At 40.6% G+C, this 19,475-nt stretch carries 30 protein-coding genes and 1 pseudogene; all 31 read left to right on the forward strand.

Annotated features, from left to right (window positions below):
* Nucleotides 1-63: pseudogene (locus tag ACFIKR_RS07550) on the forward strand (elongation factor Tu); the annotation flags it as partial.
* Nucleotides 64-124: 61 nt separating this feature from the next.
* Nucleotides 125-433: a 30S ribosomal protein S10 gene (gene rpsJ / locus ACFIKR_RS07555; protein WP_005773267.1), complete on the forward strand. Its 309-nt coding sequence runs from the start codon at nt 125-127 to the stop codon at nt 431-433.
* Nucleotides 434-460: 27 nt separating this feature from the next.
* Nucleotides 461-1,198 carry a 50S ribosomal protein L3 gene (gene rplC / locus ACFIKR_RS07560; protein WP_375635841.1) on the forward strand — a complete coding sequence of 246 codons (738 nt, stop codon included), beginning with the start codon at nt 461-463 and terminating at the stop codon, nt 1,196-1,198.
* A gap of 2 nt (nt 1,199-1,200) precedes the next feature.
* Nucleotides 1,201-1,821: a 50S ribosomal protein L4 gene (gene rplD, locus ACFIKR_RS07565; protein WP_015856586.1), complete on the forward strand. Its 621-nt coding sequence runs from the start codon at nt 1,201-1,203 to the stop codon at nt 1,819-1,821.
* Nucleotides 1,818-2,111, forward strand: a complete 294-nt coding sequence (locus tag ACFIKR_RS07570) for a 50S ribosomal protein L23 (protein ID WP_015856585.1) — start codon at nt 1,818-1,820, stop codon at nt 2,109-2,111. The genes rplD and ACFIKR_RS07570 overlap by 4 nt, the downstream gene beginning before the upstream one ends.
* A gap of 21 nt (nt 2,112-2,132) precedes the next feature.
* A complete protein-coding gene (gene rplB / locus ACFIKR_RS07575) occupies nt 2,133-2,966 on the forward strand; it encodes a 50S ribosomal protein L2 (protein ID WP_375659429.1) in 834 nt (277 codons plus the stop codon).
* A 15-nt stretch (nt 2,967-2,981) separates the two neighbouring features.
* On the forward strand, nt 2,982-3,260 hold the full coding sequence (gene rpsS / locus ACFIKR_RS07580; RefSeq protein ID WP_004855734.1) for a 30S ribosomal protein S19: 279 nt from the start codon (nt 2,982-2,984) through the stop codon (nt 3,258-3,260).
* Between the two features lie 2 nt (nt 3,261-3,262).
* Nucleotides 3,263-3,652: a 50S ribosomal protein L22 gene (gene rplV / locus ACFIKR_RS07585; RefSeq protein ID WP_375659430.1), complete on the forward strand. Its 390-nt coding sequence runs from the start codon at nt 3,263-3,265 to the stop codon at nt 3,650-3,652.
* Nucleotides 3,652-4,362, forward strand: a complete 711-nt coding sequence (gene rpsC, locus ACFIKR_RS07590) for a 30S ribosomal protein S3 (protein ID WP_015856582.1) — start codon at nt 3,652-3,654, stop codon at nt 4,360-4,362. The genes rplV and rpsC overlap by 1 nt, the downstream gene beginning before the upstream one ends.
* Nucleotides 4,363-4,398: 36 nt before the next feature.
* Nucleotides 4,399-4,812 (forward strand): 50S ribosomal protein L16, encoded by a 414-nt coding sequence (rplP, locus tag ACFIKR_RS07595; protein ID WP_015856581.1) that lies wholly within the window; start codon nt 4,399-4,401, stop codon nt 4,810-4,812.
* A 12-nt stretch (nt 4,813-4,824) separates the two neighbouring features.
* A complete protein-coding gene (gene rpmC / locus ACFIKR_RS07600; RefSeq protein WP_273788260.1) occupies nt 4,825-5,025 on the forward strand; it encodes a 50S ribosomal protein L29 in 201 nt (66 codons plus the stop codon).
* 11 nt (nt 5,026-5,036) lie between these two features.
* A complete protein-coding gene (rpsQ, locus tag ACFIKR_RS07605; protein ID WP_012231991.1) occupies nt 5,037-5,276 on the forward strand; it encodes a 30S ribosomal protein S17 in 240 nt (79 codons plus the stop codon).
* A gap of 144 nt (nt 5,277-5,420) precedes the next feature.
* Nucleotides 5,421-5,789, forward strand: coding sequence for a 50S ribosomal protein L14 (rplN, locus tag ACFIKR_RS07610; RefSeq protein WP_004855715.1), 369 nt, complete (start codon nt 5,421-5,423; stop codon nt 5,787-5,789).
* Between the two features lie 12 nt (nt 5,790-5,801).
* The gene (gene rplX / locus ACFIKR_RS07615; protein ID WP_015856579.1) at nt 5,802-6,116 is read left to right on the forward strand and encodes a 50S ribosomal protein L24; all 315 of its coding nucleotides are present in this window, start codon (nt 5,802-5,804) and stop codon (nt 6,114-6,116) included.
* The gene (gene rplE, locus ACFIKR_RS07620) at nt 6,109-6,666 is read left to right on the forward strand and encodes a 50S ribosomal protein L5 (protein WP_015856578.1); all 558 of its coding nucleotides are present in this window, start codon (nt 6,109-6,111) and stop codon (nt 6,664-6,666) included. Before rplX ends, rplE begins: the two co-directional genes overlap by 8 nt.
* Nucleotides 6,667-6,690: 24 nt before the next feature.
* Nucleotides 6,691-6,996, forward strand: a complete 306-nt coding sequence (gene rpsN / locus ACFIKR_RS07625; RefSeq protein WP_005773283.1) for a 30S ribosomal protein S14 — start codon at nt 6,691-6,693, stop codon at nt 6,994-6,996.
* 14 nt (nt 6,997-7,010) lie between these two features.
* The gene (gene rpsH / locus ACFIKR_RS07630; RefSeq protein WP_015856577.1) at nt 7,011-7,409 is read left to right on the forward strand and encodes a 30S ribosomal protein S8; all 399 of its coding nucleotides are present in this window, start codon (nt 7,011-7,013) and stop codon (nt 7,407-7,409) included.
* A 39-nt stretch (nt 7,410-7,448) separates the two neighbouring features.
* The gene (gene rplF, locus ACFIKR_RS07635; RefSeq protein ID WP_015856576.1) at nt 7,449-7,982 is read left to right on the forward strand and encodes a 50S ribosomal protein L6; all 534 of its coding nucleotides are present in this window, start codon (nt 7,449-7,451) and stop codon (nt 7,980-7,982) included.
* 12 nt (nt 7,983-7,994) lie between these two features.
* Nucleotides 7,995-8,357, forward strand: a complete 363-nt coding sequence (rplR, locus tag ACFIKR_RS07640; protein WP_015856575.1) for a 50S ribosomal protein L18 — start codon at nt 7,995-7,997, stop codon at nt 8,355-8,357.
* A 111-nt stretch (nt 8,358-8,468) separates the two neighbouring features.
* A complete protein-coding gene (rpsE, locus tag ACFIKR_RS07645) occupies nt 8,469-9,017 on the forward strand; it encodes a 30S ribosomal protein S5 (protein WP_015856574.1) in 549 nt (182 codons plus the stop codon).
* 31 nt (nt 9,018-9,048) lie between these two features.
* Nucleotides 9,049-9,255 (forward strand): 50S ribosomal protein L30, encoded by a 207-nt coding sequence (gene rpmD / locus ACFIKR_RS07650; protein ID WP_015856573.1) that lies wholly within the window; start codon nt 9,049-9,051, stop codon nt 9,253-9,255.
* 20 nt (nt 9,256-9,275) lie between these two features.
* Nucleotides 9,276-9,743, forward strand: coding sequence for a 50S ribosomal protein L15 (gene rplO / locus ACFIKR_RS07655; protein ID WP_015856572.1), 468 nt, complete (start codon nt 9,276-9,278; stop codon nt 9,741-9,743).
* 162 nt (nt 9,744-9,905) lie between these two features.
* Nucleotides 9,906-11,252 (forward strand): preprotein translocase subunit SecY, encoded by a 1,347-nt coding sequence (secY, locus tag ACFIKR_RS07660; protein ID WP_375635926.1) that lies wholly within the window; start codon nt 9,906-9,908, stop codon nt 11,250-11,252.
* Nucleotides 11,249-11,827, forward strand: coding sequence for an adenylate kinase (locus ACFIKR_RS07665; protein WP_375659431.1), 579 nt, complete (start codon nt 11,249-11,251; stop codon nt 11,825-11,827). Before secY ends, ACFIKR_RS07665 begins: the two co-directional genes overlap by 4 nt.
* A gap of 180 nt (nt 11,828-12,007) precedes the next feature.
* A complete protein-coding gene (rpsM, locus tag ACFIKR_RS07670) occupies nt 12,008-12,376 on the forward strand; it encodes a 30S ribosomal protein S13 (RefSeq protein ID WP_375659432.1) in 369 nt (122 codons plus the stop codon).
* Nucleotides 12,377-12,490: 114 nt separating this feature from the next.
* On the forward strand, nt 12,491-12,880 hold the full coding sequence (rpsK, locus tag ACFIKR_RS07675; RefSeq protein ID WP_007347762.1) for a 30S ribosomal protein S11: 390 nt from the start codon (nt 12,491-12,493) through the stop codon (nt 12,878-12,880).
* Between the two features lie 93 nt (nt 12,881-12,973).
* The gene (locus ACFIKR_RS07680) at nt 12,974-13,987 is read left to right on the forward strand and encodes a DNA-directed RNA polymerase subunit alpha (RefSeq protein WP_375659433.1); all 1,014 of its coding nucleotides are present in this window, start codon (nt 12,974-12,976) and stop codon (nt 13,985-13,987) included.
* Nucleotides 13,988-14,011: 24 nt separating this feature from the next.
* Complete coding sequence (gene rplQ / locus ACFIKR_RS07685) at nt 14,012-14,440, forward strand: 50S ribosomal protein L17 (RefSeq protein WP_375659434.1); 429 nt, start codon at nt 14,012-14,014, stop codon at nt 14,438-14,440.
* A gap of 267 nt (nt 14,441-14,707) precedes the next feature.
* Entirely contained in the window at nt 14,708-16,102 is a 1,395-nt protein-coding gene (locus ACFIKR_RS07690) for a DegQ family serine endoprotease (RefSeq protein ID WP_375626039.1), read from the forward strand.
* A 9-nt stretch (nt 16,103-16,111) separates the two neighbouring features.
* Complete coding sequence (locus ACFIKR_RS07695) at nt 16,112-17,431, forward strand: replication-associated recombination protein A (RefSeq protein WP_375644757.1); 1,320 nt, start codon at nt 16,112-16,114, stop codon at nt 17,429-17,431.
* A gap of 992 nt (nt 17,432-18,423) precedes the next feature.
* A complete protein-coding gene (gene recA, locus ACFIKR_RS07700; RefSeq protein ID WP_375659435.1) occupies nt 18,424-19,467 on the forward strand; it encodes a recombinase RecA in 1,044 nt (347 codons plus the stop codon).
* The last annotated feature ends 8 nt before the right edge of the window (nt 19,468-19,475 follow it).

Consider the following 19,475-nt stretch of genomic DNA (forward strand, 5'->3'; position numbering starts at 1 on the left):
TTTGCTATTCGTGAAGGTGGTCGTACTGTTGGTGCCGGTATCGTCTCTAAGATCATTGAATAAATAATGCTTGTTGAGTGCTTTCATTATTGAAGGCACTTTGTATAACAGGGAAATAAAGAGCATGAACAGTCAAAATATTCGCATTCGCTTAAAAGCGTTTGATCATAGAATTCTTGATACGTCGACGCGTGAGATTGTATCGACTGCTAAACGTACCGGTGCAAATGTCCGTGGTCCCATTCCGCTTCCGACGCGGATTGAAAAGTTTACGGTCAATCGTGGACCGCATATCGATAAGAAGAGTCGTGAGCAGTTTGAGATGCGAACGCATAAGCGTCTTCTTGATATTGTTGATCCAACGCCGCAAACAGTGGATGCGCTTATGAAGCTCGATCTTTCTGCTGGTGTGGATGTAGAAATTAAGCTCTGAGGTTTGAGGACAGAAGGAACAGACCCGATGCGTTCAGGTGTAATAGCACAGAAGCTGGGCATGACCCGTATTTATAATGATGCTGGTGAGCATGTGCCGGTGACCGTACTTCGTTTGGAGAATTGTCAAGTCGTTGCTCAGCGTACAGTTGAAAAGAATGGTTATACTGCTGTTCAATTAGGTGTAGGCTTTGCTAAGGTTAAGAATACTTCACAAGCTCTTCGTGGACATTTTGCTAAGGCTTCTGTTGAGCCTAAAGCTAAAATAGCAGAGTTTCGTGTAAGTCCCGACAATCTTCTTGATGTTGGTACTGAGATTACGGTGGAACATTTTGTTCCAGGACAAAGAGTTGATGTGACTGGTACCAGTATTGGTAAGGGGTTTGCTGGTGTTATGAAACGGCATAACTTTGGTGGGCATCGTGCTTCCCATGGTAATTCGATTACACATCGTGCTCATGGTTCTACAGGGCAGTGTCAAGATCCTGGTAAAGTTTTTAAAGGTAAAAAAATGGCTGGCCATATGGGGCAAGTGCGTGTAACAACACAGAATATTGAAGTTATTTCCACGGATAGTGAACGTGGTTTAATTTTAGTGCGTGGTGCTGTTTCTGGTTCTAAAGGTTCTTGGATTTTGGTACGGGATGCTGTGAAGAAGCCTCTTCCTGATAATGCTCCAAAGCCTGCTGGTATTCGCCGTCTTGTAAAGGAGAAAACAGAAATGGTTACTCCGGTGACGGAAACCTCTGAAGTTGAGGGAGCCTAATAATGGATCTTGTAATTAAAACTCTTGATGGTAATGAAGCTGGCAAATTAAAGGTTTCTGAAGCTATTTTTGATCTTGTTCCACGTGAGGATATTTTGCAACGTGTTGTTCGTTGGCAGCTTGCACGTCGTCAGCAGGGGAGTCATCAATCCCAAGGTCGTTCTGATGTGTCGCGAACAGGGGCAAAAATGTTTAAGCAAAAAGGAACTGGGCGTGCTCGACATTCATCTGCCCGTGCACCGCAGTTTAGAGGTGGGGGTAAGGCACATGGACCGGTGGTTCGTAGCCATGCGCATGATCTTCCTAAAAAGATTCGTGCTCTTGGGTTACGTCTTGCTTTATCTGCAAAATTAAAAGCAAAAGACTTAATTATTGTGGATGAGTTGACTGTTAAGGATGCGAAAACGAAAATGCTTGTTTCTCATTTTTCTAAGCTTGGATTTAATAACGCTCTCTTGATTGGTGGTAAAGAGATTGATATTAACTTTTTTCGTGCAGTCTCTAATATCCCTAATATTGATATTTTGCCTATTCAGGGAATTAATGTTTATGATATTTTGCGTCGCAGCAAACTTGTTTTATCAAAGGCAGCTGTTGAGGCTCTTGAGGAGCGTTTTAAATGACAGATCTTCGCCATTATGATATAATTATTAGTCCAGTTATTACTGAAAAGTCGACTATGATTTCTGAATATAATCAAGTTGCTTTTAATGTCGCGCCGAAAGCGACGAAGCCTGAGATTAAGGCTGCTATTGAAGCGCTTTTTAGCGTAAAAGTTAAAGCAGTTAACACGATAGTCCGTAAGGGTAAAGTGAAGCGTTTCAAAGGTATAGTTGGTCGGCAAAGTGATGTCAAAAAAGCGATCGTAACTCTGGCCAATGGTCAGACTATCGACGTTTCGACAGGTCTTTAAAGAGGCTCGGAGATAGGAATAATGGCACTTAAGCAATTTAATCCAACGACACCTGGGCAGCGTCAGCTTGTTATTGTGGAACGTTCTTGTCTTTATAAGGGAAAACCTATAAAGATGTTGACTGAAGGTTTGTCTTCAAAGGGTGGACGCAATAATCGCGGTCGTGTTACTGCTCGTTTTCAGGGTGGTGGACATAAACGTAGTTATCGGTTTGTCGACTTTAAGCGTCTTAAACGTGATGTTTCAGCAAAGGTTGAGCGTTTAGAATATGATCCTAACCGTACTGCTTTTATTGCTTTAATTCGCTATGAGGACGGGCAATTGAGTTATATTCTTGCGCCACAGCGTCTTGCGGTTGGTGATTCTGTTATGGCTGGTTTAAATGTGGATGTTAAACCAGGTAATGCTATGCCTCTTGCTAATATGCCCGTAGGTACAATTATTCATAATGTTGAGATGAAGCCAGGAAAAGGGGGGCAGATTGCACGTTCAGCGGGTACTTATGCGCAGTTGGTTGGACGAGATCATGGTATGGCTATTCTTCGTTTAAATTCTGGTGAACAGCGTTTGGTTCCTAGTAGCTGTTTTGCAACTGTTGGTGCTGTTTCAAATCCTGATCATGGGAATATTAATGATGGTAAGGCAGGTCGGTCACGTTGGCGTGGTAAACGTCCACATGTTCGTGGTGTTGCTATGAACCCCGTTGATCATCCGCACGGTGGTGGTGAAGGTCGTACATCGGGGGGGCGCCATCCAGTATCTCTTTGGGGTAAGCCTACGAAAGGTAAGCGTACGCGCTCCAATAAAGCCACTGATAAATTTATTATGCGTACGCGTCATCAACGCAAGAAATGAGAAAGGTAGTCTGAAGTGGTTCGTTCAGTGTGGAAAGGTCCGTTTGTTGACGGCTATCTTCTTGGTAAAGCAGAGAAGGTACGTGCAAGTGGGCGCAATGAAGTTATAAAAATATGGAGTCGTCGCTCTACTATTTTACCGCAATTTGTTGGTTTAACTTTTGGTGTTTACAACGGTAATAAGCATATTCCTGTTTCTGTTTCTGAAGAGATGGTTGGACATAAGTTTGGTGAGTTCGCTCCTACCCGGACTTATTATGGTCATGGTGCCGATAAAAAAGCGAAGAGGAAGTAGGAATGGGAAAAGCTAAAGTTTCGCGCCAGCTTAGAGATAATGAAGCAAGAGCTGTCACGCGGACAATTCGTGTTAGTCCGCAGAAGCTTAATTTAGTTGCTGCAATGATTCGTGGTAAAAGAGTTAATGTAGCACTCGCTGATTTGATGTTTTCACGCAAGCGTATTGCTGCTACTGTGAAAAAAACGCTTGAATCAGCAATTGCAAATGCAGAGAATAACCACGATCTTGATATTGATTCGCTTATTGTGGCGGAGGCTTATGTTGGTAAGTCGATAGTGATGAAGCGCTTTCATGTTCGTGGTCGAGGGCGTGCTAGTAGAATTGAACGTCCATTTTCGCATCTTACTGTTATTGTTCGTGAAATTACCGAAAAAGTGGAGGCCGCGTAATGGGTCAGAAGATCAATCCAATAGGACTTCGTCTTGGTGTTAATCGGACTTGGGATTCTCGTTGGTATGCTGATAGTGGTGAATATGGGCGCCTTCTTCATGAAGATTTGAAAATTCGTTCATATGTGCTGGAGGAGCTTAAACAGGCGGCTATTTCGAAGGTTGTTATTGAGCGTCCTCATAAGAAGTGTCGTATTACGATTCATTCTGCACGTCCTGGTTTGATTATTGGTAAAAAGGGTGCTGATATCGAAAAGCTTCGTCGTAAGCTCTCAGAAATGACGGATGCTGAAACTTCATTAAATATTGTGGAGATTCGTAAACCGGAGATTGATGCCACGATTATTGCGCAATCAATTGCTCAACAGTTAGAGCGTCGTGTTGCTTTTCGTCGTGCAATGAAGCGTGCTGTTCAGTCTGCTATGCGTCTTGGTGCGGAAGGTATTCGTATCAATTGTTCTGGCCGTCTTGGTGGTGCTGAAATTGCTCGTATGGAATGGTATCGTGAAGGTCGTGTTCCACTTCATACCTTGCGTTCTGATGTTGATTACGGTACAGCAGAAGCTAAGACCGCTTATGGTATTTGTGGTATTAAAGTTTGGGTCTTTAAGGGTGAGATTCTTGAGCATGATCCGATGGCTTCAGAACGTCGTGCTACGGAAGTTGATCAATCTGGTTCTTCATCGAATCGTCGCCGTGAAAATGCTTAGTTTTTGAGATTGAACTAAAATTTGGAGTAGAGAACAATGTTGCAGCCAAAGCGCACAAAGTTCCGTAAACAGTTCAAGGGCCGTATTCACGGTGTTGCGAAGGGTGGTACGGATTTGAATTTCGGTGCCTACGGTTTGAAGGCTGTTGAGCCGGAGCGGATTACTGCTCGTCAAATTGAAGCGGCGCGCCGTGCGATTACGCGTTATATGAAGCGTTCTGGTCGTGTGTGGATTCGCATTTTTCCAGATCTTCCGGTTACATCTAAACCGACTGAAGTTCGTATGGGTAAAGGTAAGGGAAGTGTCGATTATTGGGCTGCACGTGTTGCTCCTGGACGCATCATGTTTGAGCTTGATGGAGTTCCTGAGGATGTTGCACGTGAAGCACTAAGATTGGGTGCTGCAAAGTTGCCTATAAAAACGCGTTTCATCCAGCGTATTGCTGAATAATGAGGTTAAGCGATGAAAGCCACAGAATTACGGGCGCAAACGCTCGACCAAATGAAAGATGAATTGGCTAAGTTAAAGAAAGAGCAATTTAATTTGCGTTTTCAAAAAGCAACAGGTCAATTAGAAAAGACTGCGCGTGTTAGACAAGTTCGTCGTGATATTGCGCGTATTAAAACTTTTCTTCGTCAAAAGGTAAGTGAAAGTAAGGTTTAAGGAAATGAGAGATGCCTAAACGCGTTTTGCAGGGTGTTGTTATTAGCGACAAAAGTGATAAGACTGTTGTTGTCAAAGTTGAGCGCCGTTATTCTCATCCGCTTCTTAAGAAGACTGTTCGGCAGTCTAAAAATTATAAAGCGCATGACGAAAACAACCAATTCAAGATTGGGGATCAAGTTTCTATTCAAGAATCTAGACCAATTTCGAAAGATAAATGTTGGATTGTTGTAAAAGACAATGTAGCGTAATGAGTTAAGTTTATTGTTTTAGAATTTAACAGTGTTTTTATCATTGATAAATTTAAAGGCGGTGACTTTATCGTTATTTGGCAGGCAAATTCGAGTGTATAAAAGGTACAATCGGATATATGTGTTAAGAGAAGGTGGGCAGTCATGATTCAGATGCAAACAAACCTCGACGTTGCTGATAATTCTGGTGCTCGTCGTGTCATGTGCATCAAGGTGTTAGGCGGTTCAAAGCGGAAATATGCTTCGGTCGGTGACATTATTGTTGTTTCGGTTAAGGATGCTATTCCTCGTGGCCGTGTTAAAAAAGGTGATGTTATGAAAGCTGTTGTGGTTCGTACAGCTAAGGATATTCGTCGCGCAGATGGTAGTGTCATTCGTTTTGATAGTAATGCTGCGGTTTTAGTGGATAATAAAAAAGAGCCGATCGGTACTCGTATCTTTGGACCTGTTCCCCGCGAATTGCGTGGTAGGAATCATATGAAGATCATCTCGCTCGCTCCTGAAGTTCTGTAAGGAGTAAATGTTATGCAGAAGATTCGAAAAGGTGATAAAGTTGTTGTTTTATCCGGTAAGGATAAAGGATGTAGTGGTGAAGTAATTAAGGTTAGTCCAAAAGAGAATAAGGCTTTTGTTCGTGGGATTAATATGATTAAACGTCATCAACGTCAAACGCAGAAGCAAGAAGCTGGAATTATTTCTAAAGAAGCTCCGATTCATCTGTCTAATTTGGCGATTGCTGATCCTAAAGATGGTAAGCCTACACGTGTAGGCTTTCGTATGAATGCAGATGGTAATAAAGTGCGTTTTGCCAAGCGTTCGGGAGAGTTGATTAATGGCTGAGGAAAGACAAATACCGCGTATGAAAGCGCATTATTTTGAAGTGATTCGTAAAGCGCTTCAAGAGAAGTTTAATTACAGAAATGCGATGCAAATTCCGCGGATTGATAAAATTGTAATAAATATGGGGATAGGTGAAGCAACTGCTGATTCGAAGAAGCCTTCCCTTGCTGCTGAGGATTTAGGGCTCATAACAGGTCAGAAGGCTGTTGTTACACGTGCGCGTAATTCTATTGCGACCTTTAAGGTTCGTGAAGGAATGCCTCTTGGGGCTAAAGTTACATTGCGTAAAGATCGTATGTTTGAGTTTTTAGATCGTCTTGTTACGATTGCTCTTCCGAGGGTTCGTGACTTTCGTGGTTTGAATCCAAAGAGTTTTGATGGTCGTGGCAATTTTGCTATGGGTATTAAAGAACACATTGTGTTTCCAGAAATCAACTATGATAAAGTTGATCAAATTTGGGGCATGGATATTATTGTTTGTACGACAGCAAAAACGGATGATGAGGCTCGTGAGTTATTGCGTGCTTTTAATTTTCCTTTTCGTTCGTAACGGCAGACATAGTGAGGTGAAAGTATGGCCAAAGTAAGTGCCGTTGAAAAAAATAAGCGTCGTGAGGTGATGGTAAAGCGTTATGCTGCCCGTCGTGCACGTTTGAAAGCAATAGTTATGGATCAGAAGGTTTCTCTTGAAGAACGTTTTAAAGCTTCTGTTCAGTTGGCAGAGTTGCCGCGTAATTCTTCGAAAGTTCGTATTCGTAATCGCTGTGAGGTTTCAGGTCGTCCGCGGGCTTATTATCGTAAATTAAAAATGTCGCGAATTGCGTTGCGTGAGCTTGGCTCTATTGGCCATATTCCTGGTATTGTAAAGTCTAGTTGGTAAGAGGAGATTATTTAATGTCTATGTCAGATCCTCTTGGTGATATGTTAACACGTATTCGTAATGCACTTGGTCGTAAAAAAGGTAAAGTAGTTACTCCAGCTTCGAAGCTTCGTGCGCACGTTCTTGATGTTCTTCAGTCGGAAGGTTATATTCGTGGATATAATCAAATTGATTTAGGTGATGGGAAAGCTGAAATTGAAATCGAATTGAAGTATTTTGAAGGGCTGGCTGCTATTCGTGAGATTTCACGTGTATCAAAGCCAGGTCGTCGTGTGTATGTTTCTGCTAAGTCACTTCCACAGGTGGCAAATGGTCTTGGTATTTCGATTTTATCGACTCCTAAAGGCGTCATGGCAGATCATGAGGCGCGTGAACAGAATGTTGGTGGAGAACTCCTTTGTCGTGTTTTCTAAGTTATGTCAAGAAAACGGAAGAAAAAGTAGGTTAGAACAATGTCTCGTATTGGAAAGAAACCCATTTCAATTCCTTCTGGAGTTACTGCTACTGTTGAAGGTCAGCTGGTTAAGGCAAAAGGTCCAAAAGGTGAGCTGAGCTACGTCGTCAATGATGAAGTCTTAGTCAAGTTTGAGGAAAATATCATATCAGTTATGCCGCGGGATCAGTCAAAAGATGCGCGTTCTAAATGGGGTATGTCGCGCTCAATGATTGAGAACATTTTTTGTGGTGTGAAAGATGGTTTTGAAAAGAGGTTGGAGATTAATGGGGTTGGTTATCGTGCTGCTTTGCAGGGTAAGGATGTCCAACTATCTCTAGGCTTTTCGCATGATGTGGTTTATAAAGTTCCATCAGGTGTTACTGTAACTGTTCCTAAGCCGACAGAAATTGTTGTTTCTGGAATTGATAAACAGCAAGTTGGACAAGTTGCAGCGGAAATTCGTGAGTATCGTAGACCTGAGCCTTATAAAGGTAAAGGTGTTAAGCATGCAGATGAACGTATCTTCCGTAAAGAAGGTAAAAAGAAATAAGGATTTTGTATTATGGTTTCATCTAAGGACATTATCCAACGTCGTGCAAGGCGTGTTCGTCGTAGAATTAAAATGGTTTCTCATGATCGTCCTCGGCTTAGTGTTTATCGTTCAAATCAGAACATTTATGCTCAAGTTATCGATGATTTGCGGGGATGTACACTTGTTTCAGCCTCTACTCTTGAAAGTGATTTAAAAAAGTCGTTAAAGAGTGGTGCTGATAAAAAAGCAGCTTTTGCTGTTGGTAAGTTAATTGCTGAGCGTGCGAAGCAAGCGGGTGTTAATGAAGTGGTTTTTGATCGTGGAGCGTATGTGTATCATGGTCGAGTCAAGGCTTTAGCTGAAGCTGCTCGTGAAGGTGGTTTGAATTTCTAAAATTTCTTATTTGTGAATGAGTAAGGAGAGTTTAGAGTATTTCGTTTAAGTTCTTCCAGTTTGATGAGGGACTTTGTTATCGTGCTTCCGGAAAAGAAAAAGGAATGAGGAATGGCACAAAAAGAACGTGGTGAGAGAGAAGAACGCGATAATGAATTTGTCGATAGGCTAGTTCATATCAATCGTGTTGCTAAAGTTGTAAAGGGTGGTCGACGTTTTGGTTTTGCTGCTCTTGTTGTCGTTGGAGATCAAAAAGGGCGTGTAGGTTTTGGACATGGTAAAGCCCGTGAAGTTCCAGAAGCCGTTCGTAAAGCAACGGAATCTGCAAAACGTGGGATGATTTATGTTCCGCTTCGGTCTGGACGTACATTGCACCATGATCTTGAAGGGCGTCACGGAGCTGGGCGTGTTTTACTACGTTCGGCTTCTGCTGGTACTGGTATTATTGCTGGGGGACCGATGCGTGCTATTTTTGAAGCTCTTGGTATGCAGGATGTCGTTGCAAAATCATTGGGATCGTCTAATCCTTATAACATGGTTCGTGCAACATTTGATGCATTGAAACATCAAATGCATCCTAGAGATATTGCTGCTCAACGTGGTATAAAGTATTCGACTTTGCAGGCGCGTCGTCGCCATTTAGTTGACCTAGAAGGATAGTTTTTGAGATTATCAGAAAAGGAATTAGGAAATGGTTCAGAAAAAATCTCAGAGTGGTAAAACTATCACGGTGGAGCAAATTGGAAGCCCTATTCGAAACTCACAGATTCAGCGTGCAACCTTAAAAGGGCTTGGACTAAATAAAATGCGTCGTCGGCGCGTGTTAGATGATACACTTTGTGTGCGGGGTATGATTGCTCAGGTTCGGCATCTTGTTCGCGTTATAGATGAAGGTTAAGGGTTGCAGGAGTATTAGATATGAAACTCAATGAACTGCGTGATTGTGAAGGCGCAACAAAAAATCGTAAGCGTGTTGGGCGTGGTATTGGTTCCGGTACGGGTAAGACTGGTGGTCGTGGTGTAAAAGGGCAAAAGTCGCGTTCTGGTGTTTCCCTTAATGGTTTTGAAGGTGGGCAAATGCCTATCTATCGTCGTTTGCCAAAACGTGGATTTAGAAATTTTTTTGCCAAAACCTACAATGAAGTTTCACTAGGACGTATTCAGTTGGCAGTTGATGCAGGTAAGTTGAATATTGAAAAGCCTGTTGATATGATTGCTTTGAAAGAAGCTGGTATTATTCGTCGTGAAAAAGATGGGGTTCGTCTTCTTTCTGATGGTGATTTGAAGGCTAAGATTACCTTTCATGTTTCTGGTGCTTCACAAGCTGCTCGTGTTAAGATTGAAAAAGTGGGTGGTCAGGTTATTTTTCCTGATATTGCTCAATAATTTTTTAATATGAGTAGAGACCTAAAGAAGAGTTACATCTGTTCTGTGGGATCTTTTGTGGAGAATTTTTTAAGTTCTGCATTTATTTGTGTATGCATATATGAATTTTAGGGTTATACTTCTGTGATTTAAAGAACTGGAGTAGTGAAGTGGAGACGTTTTATGGCATCAGCAGCAGAGCAATTTGCTTCCAATATAAACTTCGGTACCTTTTCTCGTGCAACTGAATTAAAGAAACGCATCTGGTTTACTCTGGCAGCGCTTCTTGTATATCGCTTTGGCACTTACATCTCTCTTCCAGGTATTAATATCGATGCTTTACGGCAAACATTCGAACATCACGCGTCGGGTGTATTAGGACTCTTTAATATGTTTGCTGGGGGTGCCGTTGGGCGTATGGCTATTTTTGCGCTGGGTATCATGCCTTATATATCGGCATCTATTATTGTGCAATTGTTAACATCTATTATTCCTTCTTTGGAAACTCTTAAAAAAGAAGGGGAATTAGGTCGTAAGATTATCAATCAATATACGCGTTATGTAACAGTAGTATTGGCAATTCTACAAGCTTTTGGTATTGCGGTTGCGCTTGAAAGCGGTATAGGGACGGGGCTTCAAATTGTTTTAGAACCAGGTCTTATGTTTCGTATTTCTTCTGTTATTACCCTTGTTGGCGGAACGATGTTTCTCATGTGGCTTGGCGAGCAAATTACGTCACGTGGTGTTGGTAATGGGGTTTCTCTTATCATTTTTACAGGGATTGTAGCCAACTTCCCTTCTACTTTTGCTCAGCTTTTGACAGCTCATAGTCAGGCTGATTTATCAACTTTTCTTTTAATAGGAATCGTTCTTATTGCTGTTTTGGTTATTGGGCTTATTGTTTTTATAGAGCGTGCGCAACGACGAATTCTTATCCAGTATCCAAAACGTCAGGTCGGGAATCAAATGTTTCAAGGAGATATGTCGCATCTTCCTTTAAAGTTGAATACTGCTGGTGTTATTCCACCTATTTTTGCTTCCTCTTTATTATTATTACCTGCCACTATTAATAATTTTTCTGATAAAATGCCACAATGGGTTCAGTCGATTTCTTATGCTCTTGGTCATGGACAGCCACTTTATATGATTGTTTATGCATTTTTAATGGCGTTTTTTTGCTTTTTTTATACAGCTATTGTGTTTAATCCAAGTGATACTGCAGATCAGTTGAAAAAGCATTCTGGTTTTATTCCAGGGATTCGTCCAGGTGAGCGTACAGCCGAGTATATTGATTACGTTTTGACGCGTATTACTGTTGTGGGCGCTGTTTATATTATCTTGGTTTGTTTGTTACCTGAATTTATGATATCTGCATTGCAGGTTCCTTTTTATCTTGGGGGAACATCCTTGTTGATTGTTGTTACTGTTACGCTTGATACGGTTGCTCAAATTCAGGGGTATCTTGTTGCCCACCAATATGAAGGGTTGATAAAAAAATCAAAACTTCGTGGAGGTAGAAGGAATCGATGAGAGTTATTCTTTTAGGTCCTCCTGGAGCGGGAAAAGGTACGCAAGCAAAAATGTTGACTGAGGAATATAACATTCCTCATTTATCAACAGGGGATATGTTGCGTGAGGTGATTGCCAAAGAAACGGAGATTGGTAAAAAAGCTAAAGCTATTATAAGTTCTGGTGCTTTGGTTCCTGATAATATTGTTAACCAAATCGTATCAGATCGGATTGATGAAACTGATTGTGTAAATGGTTTTGTTTTGGATGGATATCCTCGAACTGTGGGGCAGGCGGAAGCGTTACAACAGATTTTGCTGTCAAAAAATATGCGGCTTGATGCTGTTATTGAGTTGTGTGTTGATGAAGACGTGTTGATTGAACGTATGAAGAGGCGCGTTGAGGAAACAATAGCGGCTGGTGGGCAGGTTCGTTTAGATGACAATCCTGTTGCTTTTACAAAAAGATTAGTAGAATATCGTGAAAAAACAGCTCCCTTATCAAAATTTTATTCAGAGAGGGGAATGTTGAAGGTCATTGATGGAATGATTGGTATTGCTGAAGTGACACGTATGATTAGAGGTTTTCTTTCATGAGATTTTTTTTAGAAATAAATGAAAAGAGTTGACTTTTGAGATGAAATCTATCACAAGTGAATTTAATTTATTTTAGTGAAATGATAGGATTCGGAAGAATTTTTTTCTGAGTCTATTTTTTTCTGTAAGGTATATCAGGTATTTTATAACAATTTGTCAAAATAATTAAGGAGAGTAGGCGTGGCTCGTATTGCTGGCGTCAATATCCCGACAAATAAGCGTGTAATTATTGCGCTTCAATATATCCACGGGATTGGACCGAAATTTGCTCAAGAAATTATTGAAAGAGTTGGCATTCCCTTGGGGCGTCGTGTGCATGAACTTTCAGATTCTGAGGTGCTGCAGATTCGTGAGGCGATAGATCAAAGTTATCAAGTTGAAGGTGATCTTCGTCGTGAGGTTGCTATGAACGTTAAGCGTTTGATGGACCTTGGTTGTTATCGAGGATTGCGTCATCGCCGGTCTTTGCCTGTCCGAGGGCAGCGTACACATACAAATGCCCGTACGCGTAAAGGACCAGCTAAGGCAATTGCCGGTAAGAAGAAATAAGAGCCTTTTTGGGAAGTTTTTATATATTCTGTTTCTTGTTTAATTGTTTTGACAAGGAAAAGAAGGTGGAGCTGCTGATGTTACGGCAGTGATGAGATCGTTGAAAGGGAAATTATGGCCAAGGAAGCCACACGTGTTCGTCGTCGCGAACGTAAAAATATTTCATCGGGTGTTGTGCATATTAATTCAACATTTAATAACACAATGATTACTATTACTGATGCTCAGGGTAATGCGATTGCTTGGTCATCTGCGGGGGCTCAGGGTTTTAAAGGTGCGCGTAAATCGACACCTTTTGCTGCTCAAGTTGCCGCGGAGGATTGTGCAAGAAAAGCGCAAGAGCATGGTATGCGTTCTTTGGAAGTTGAAGTTTGTGGACCTGGATCAGGGCGTGAATCTGCTCTACGTGCATTGCAATCTGTTGGTTTTGTCATTACTTCTATACGTGATGTAACACCAATTCCTCATAATGGATGTCGTCCGCGGAAAAGGCGGCGTGTTTAATTGGGTGTTGTTTTTTTTGTCGGAGATTTCTCTGATGTTCACATTGGTCGTTGCGATTGAATGGTAACGGAACTAAAGAACGGGAATAAAAATATGATCCAGAAAAACTGGCAGGAACTTATTAAACCCAATAAGGTTGAATCATGTGCGCATGATAATCCAAATATTATAAGTGTGATTGCTGAACCTCTTGAGCGGGGTTTTGGTTTAACGTTAGGAAATGCACTTCGTCGCGTGTTATTATCTTCGCTTCGTGGTGCTGCTATTACTGCTGTGCAGATTGACGGTGTCTTACATGAATTTTCATCGATTCCAGGTGTGCGTGAGGATGTTACGGATATTATTCTGAATATAAAAGAAATTGCGTTTCGTATGGAAGAAGAAGGGCCTAAGCGTGTCGTCGTTTATAAAGAAGGGCCTGGTGTCGTGAAAGCGGGAGATATCAGTACTGTTGGGGATATGCAAATTTTAAATCCAGATCATGTTATTTGTACGCTTGATGAAGATGCTGAAATTCGTATGGAATTTATTGTCAACACAGGCAAGGGGTATGTTCCATCTGATCGTAATTGCGTTGATGATGCACGTATAGGGCTTATTCCAATTGATAGTCTTTATTCACCAATTCGTAAAGTGTCTTATAAAGTGGAAAATACGCGTGAAGGTCAAGTTTTGGATTATGATAAGTTGACCTTAACAATTGAAACGAATGGTGCTGTTAATGGAGAGGATGCTGTTGCTTTTGCAGCACGCATTCTTCAGGATCAGTTATCGTTATTTATTAACTTTGAAGAGCCACAGAAGGAGCCTGTTGAAGAGGCTGATTCTGAGCTTTCTTTTAATCCTGCACTTCTCAAAAAAGTGGATGAATTAGAACTTTCAGTTCGTTCGGCAAATTGTCTTAAGAATGATAATATTGTCTATATTGGTGATCTTATTCAAAAAACAGAATCTGAAATGCTTCGGACACCGAATTTTGGTCGCAAATCGTTGAATGAGATTAAAGAAGTTTTGGCATGTATGGGCTTACATCTTGGGATGGAAATTCCTGCGTGGCCGCCTGAAAACATTGATGATCTTGCAAAACGTTATGAAGATCAATATTAAAATTAGAATTTAAGGAGAGGGCTTATGCGCCACAGTAAGTCAGGACGCAAGTTGAATCGTACAGCTAGTCACCGTAAAGCGATGTTTGCAAATATGGCAACTTCGTTGATCGAGCATGAGCAGATTGTGACAACGCTTCCAAAGGCTAAAGAAATTCGTCCTATTGTTGAAAAACTCGTTACTCTTGGTAAGCGTGGTGGTTTGCATGCGCGTCGGCAAGCAATTGCAGTACTTCGTGATGCAGGAAAGGTTGCAAAATTATTTGATACGCTTGCGCTACGTTATGCATCACGCAACGGTGGATATTTGCGTATTATGAAAGCGGGATTTCGTACCGGTGATAATGCGCCCATGGCTGTTATAGAATTTGTTGATCGTGATGTTGAAGCGAAGGGTGCTGGGGATCGTGCTCACATGGAGGCTTCTGAGAATGAAAAGAGGACATCTTCGTAAAGTTTTTTACTCTGTTGGATTTTTAAAGGCCGCCTTGTCTTAGGCGGTTTTTTTGTGAGCATTTTTAAGTTTGTTTTAGTTGAGAAATAGGTGCAGAGAGAAAATTATAGGACATTGAATTATCTTATTTTTATAATATTTATTGTTCAAATAGGTTGTTTTTATTCTCTATTATGAAATATTAATAGAGATCCTTAATTTGCGGGGATGAGTTTTTTTATTCTATTAATCTTCAACAGAATGTGCTGATTTTATAAGGAGTGGATTATGAGATATTCTTTTTGGGTGCGGATTTTTTTTGCAATTATGATGCAGATATCATTTGATCATGTATATGCTCATGTACCTCAAACACAAACAGAAATCACTCTTTCATTTGCTCCTTTAGTTAAAAAGACAGTTCCATCTGTTGTAAATATTTATGCAGCTCGACAAATTAGAGCACGCTCACCTTTTGAAGGGGATCCATTTTTTGAGCAGTTTTTTGGTCGTTTTCAAAATAATTTTCCTGTTCGCAAGCAATCGTCATTAGGATCAGGGGTGATTGTTGATGCACGTGGTTTGATTGTTACAAATTACCATGTCATTAAAGATGCAAGCGAAATTAAAGTGGCTTTTTCTGATGGGCGGGAGTTTGAGAGTAAGATCGTGCTCAAAGATGAAGCAACTGATATTGCAATTCTTGAAGTTGAGGAAAAAGATGCTCAATTCCCTGTTCTTTCTTTGGGAAATTCTGATGCTGTTGAAGTTGGTGATCTTGTTCTTGCTATTGGTAATCCTTTTGGTGTTGGTCAAACAGTTACAAGTGGTATTGTTTCAGCGCAAGCGCGTACACGTGTTGGGATTTCTGATTTTGACTTTTTTATTCAAACAGACGCTGCCATTAATCCAGGGAATTCTGGTGGCGCTTTAATTGATATGAAAGGTCAATTAATCGGAATTAATACAGCTATTTATTCGCGTTCCGGTGGTTCTGTAGGGATTGGTTTTGCTATTCCAGTTAATCTTGTAAAAGTGATGCTTGATACTGTTAAACGCGGTGGAAAATATTTTGTGCCGCCTTATATTGGGGCTTCTTTTCAAAATGTTACACCTGATATTGCTGGTGGTTTAGGTTTAGAACGTCCCTATGGTGCTCTGATTATTGAAGTTATCAAAGATAGTCCTGCTGAAAAAGCTGGATTGAAAGTAGGTGATGTTATTTTGAGTGTGCAAGGGGTACGCGTTGATAGTCCAGATAGTCTTGGGTATCGTTTGATGACAGCTGACGTTGAGCATAGTCTTGCTTTGGAATATTTACGAAATGGAAAAACTTTAAAAACACAAATAACAGTTTCATCGATATCAGAAACTGCATTTTTAAAATCTGAAAAAATCACGGGTGATAGTCCTCTTGCCGGTGCTGAAGTGTTAGATTTAACACCGCAAAATAGTCGACGTTTTCATCTTCCTATATCTGCAAAAGGGGTTGTGATTACCAACCTTGATGACATGAGCAATGCAGCTGGAATTTTTCAGTCAGGAGATATTCTACGTGTTGTAAATGGCCATAAAATTCAAACAGTTCATCAGTTGAAAAAGGTTCTTATGCAAGCTCGTTCGCGTACTTGGCAATTGGAATATGAACGTGATGGTATGTATATTCGCCAATTTATTCGTTGAGGTTTTTTTTTGAAGAAAGATTTTTTTACGTCGTCTTTTGATTTTCAAGTTAATAAAAATCAGCCACTTGCAGAAAGAATGCGCCCTTGTTCTCTCAATGATGTTGTGGGACAAAAGCATTTGATTGGAGAGGATGGTTTGCTTTCACGTATGGTGGCAACTGGCTCAATTGGATCGATGATTTTTTGGGGACCTCCAGGGACGGGAAAAACAACCGTTGCACGTTTGTTAGCACTTGAAACAAATTTCGCGTTTGAACAGGTTTCTGCTATTTTTACAGGAGTTTCTGAGCTTAAAAAGATTTTTGAAGTTGCGCAGAGGCGTTTTATATCTGGGGATAAAACACTTCTCTTTGTTGATGAAATTCATCGGTTTAATCGTGCACAGCAGGATAGTTTTCTTCCTGTGATGGAAGAAGGTACTGTGGTACTTATAGGTGCAACAACCGAAAATCCTTCTTTTGAACTTAATGCTGCTCTTCTTTCGCGTGCACGTGTTTTAACATTTCTTTCACATGATCATGAAAGTTTGGACATGCTTTTAAGGCGTGCTGAAGAAGTGGAGGGAAAAACTCTTCCTTTGGATAATGATGCCAGAGACGTTTTGATAGAGATGTCTGATGGTGATGCGCGGGTAGCGTTAACATTGGCAGAGGAAGTTTGGTCTATTGCACCATTGGGAGAGATTCTTGATGTTGTTGCTTTGCAAAAAGTTATTCAGCGTCGTGTGCCCATTTATGATAAAGGACGAGATGGGCATTATAATCTCATTTCAGCGTTGCATAAATCCGTTCGTGGATCTGATCCTGATGCTGCGCTTTATTATTTGGCACGTATGTTGGATGCTGGTGAAGATCCTCTCTATATTGGGCGAAGATTGGTTCGTATGGCCGTTGAAGATGTTGGTTTGGCGGATCCTCAAGCTCTTGTCATTTGTAATGCAGCAAAAGATGCCTATGATTATTTAGGATCACCAGAAGGAGAATTGGCTTTGGCGCAAGCATGTCTTTATGTTGCAACTGCGCCAAAGTCAAATGCAACATATCTCGCGTATAAAGCAGCACTGCGTTGTGCGCGCAAAAATGGCTCTTTATCACCTCCTAAGCATATTCTTAATGCTCCTACGAAATTTATGAAGGAGGAAGGGTTTGGAAATGGTTATTGTTATGACCATGATGAACCAGACGCTTTTTCAGGACAAGAATATTTTCCCGAAAAACTTGGGCGTCAGAGTTATTATAAGCCAGTTGAGCGTGGTTTTGAGCGTGAAATTGTAAAACGTCTTGAGTGGTGGAAACAATTGCGCAAAAAACGTAAAGATCAAAAATAAAATTTGAGTAGAAATACATGTTTTATTGATCTTGGATTTATTTTTTATCTCTTATGTTATTGTATGAGCAGTTTAGCTTATATTTTAAATATTTATTGCATTGCTCGTAGAGATTTTTTTTGATATCTTCAAAAATGCATATTTTTTATCAAATTTAAATGTGTATTCAACTTTTAAGCTGCTTTATTTTTGTGGTTTTTATTAAATAATATAATTGATTTATAACGATAACTCACTGTTTTGTAAGTTGAATGAAAGTCCTAAATACCGTGAATTTTACTCATTCCAAGCTTGGTATTTGTTGAAGCAATCAAATCATTCGCTTGCATGTTATAAGCAGGATTAGCGTGTGATAAAAACTGTACAAGAAAGAACTAAAAATTCTTCTTATGAAGCGTCTCAAGTGCCGAGAGTTGTCGCAACATTGGGGGATGATAAATAGTGTGATGGTGCCGACTTTCTCATTCTTTAGTGTAAAGATGGTGGCTCCCAAAGGGCTTTACAGTATACCGCATTCATGGGTGTTGTCACGAAGTGAGCTTGGGGGTGTTGAGAGATGTTTCTTAAATCAAGTGCATGAATATGCAACACAATGGCGTTTTGTTCTTCGATGCGATAGGGGATGAGGTTGATTGATAATGCGTTTTTGTGTGATCAATAGCACGAGAATTCTTAGTCACTTAAGTACTTAATCAAAGGGATAAGAAGAAGGGCTGTAGAACATTGTGTTTAAATTTAAATTGTTTCTTTTCTAGAGAGATATAAATATGTTAACTATGCTCTCATGGGGATATTATTTTATTGGAGTTTATTTTGTGTCATAAGATAAGCGATGCCAATTCTTTATTGTGATGGTCATGAATGTTATGGACATAATGTGGAGATAGGAATGGAAATAGTCTGTGAAAATCTAAACTCAAGCCTTTAGTTAAATTAAAAGTACAGTGTACACTTAGGTTTTAGGTTATTATGAATCGGTCAAGGATATAATCGTGGATAAAACAAAAGCTCTCGATGCTGCTCTCTCACAAATTGAACGTTCTTTTGGTAAAGGCTCGATTATGCGTCTTGGGCAAAAAGAGCAGGTTGTTGAAATTGAAACAGTTCCAACAGGGTCGTTATCCTTGGATATTGCTTTAGGGATTGGTGGATTACCGAAGGGGCGTATTGTTGAGATTTATGGACCAGAAAGTTCTGGGAAAACAACATTGGCTCTACATGCTATTGCTGAAGCACAGAAAGGGGGGGGAATTTGTGCTTTTATTGATGCAGAGCATGCGCTTGATCCTATCTATGCGCGTAAGCTTGGTGTTGATTTAGAAAACTTGTTCATTTCTCAGCCAGATACCGGTGAACAGGCATTGGAAATTACAGAAACGTTGGTTCGTTCTGGTGCAGTTGATGTGCTTGTTGTGGATTCTGTCGCAGCTTTAACACCGCGAGCAGAAATTGACGGTGAAATGGGTGATGCTTTGCCCGGATTGCAAGCTCGGTTAATGAGTAAAGCGTTGCGAAAATTAACAGCAGCAATTTTTCGCTCTAACTGTATGGTTGTCTTTATTAATCAAATTCGCATGAAAATTGGTGTGATGTTTGGTTCTCCCGAAACGACAACGGGTGGAAACGCTTTAAAGTTTTATGCATCTGTTCGTTTAGATATTCGTCGCATTGGATCCATTAAAGATAGGGATGCAATCGTTGGTAATCAGACGCGTGTTAAAGTGGTGAAGAATAAACTGGCACCTCCATTCAAGCAGGTTGAGTTTGATATTATTTATGGTGAAGGTATTTCCAAAGTAGGTGAATTGATTGATTTGGGTGTCAAGGTTGGTATTGTAGAAAAATCTGGTGCATGGTTCTCTTATAATTCTCAACGTTTAGGACAGGGGCGTGAGAATGCAAAGCAGTTTTTACGTGAACATGCGGAAATAGCTACAGAGATTGAAGCAGCTTTGCGCCAAAATGCTGGTTTGATCGCGATTGAATTGTTAGAAAATGCAGGGTCAGAAAATATAGAAAGAGATGAAGCCATTTGATGGAGTGT

It is taken from the genome of Bartonella sp. MR30HLJHH (assembly GCF_042194195.1).
Taxonomy (GTDB): Bacteria; Pseudomonadota; Alphaproteobacteria; order Rhizobiales; family Rhizobiaceae; genus Bartonella; species Bartonella grahamii.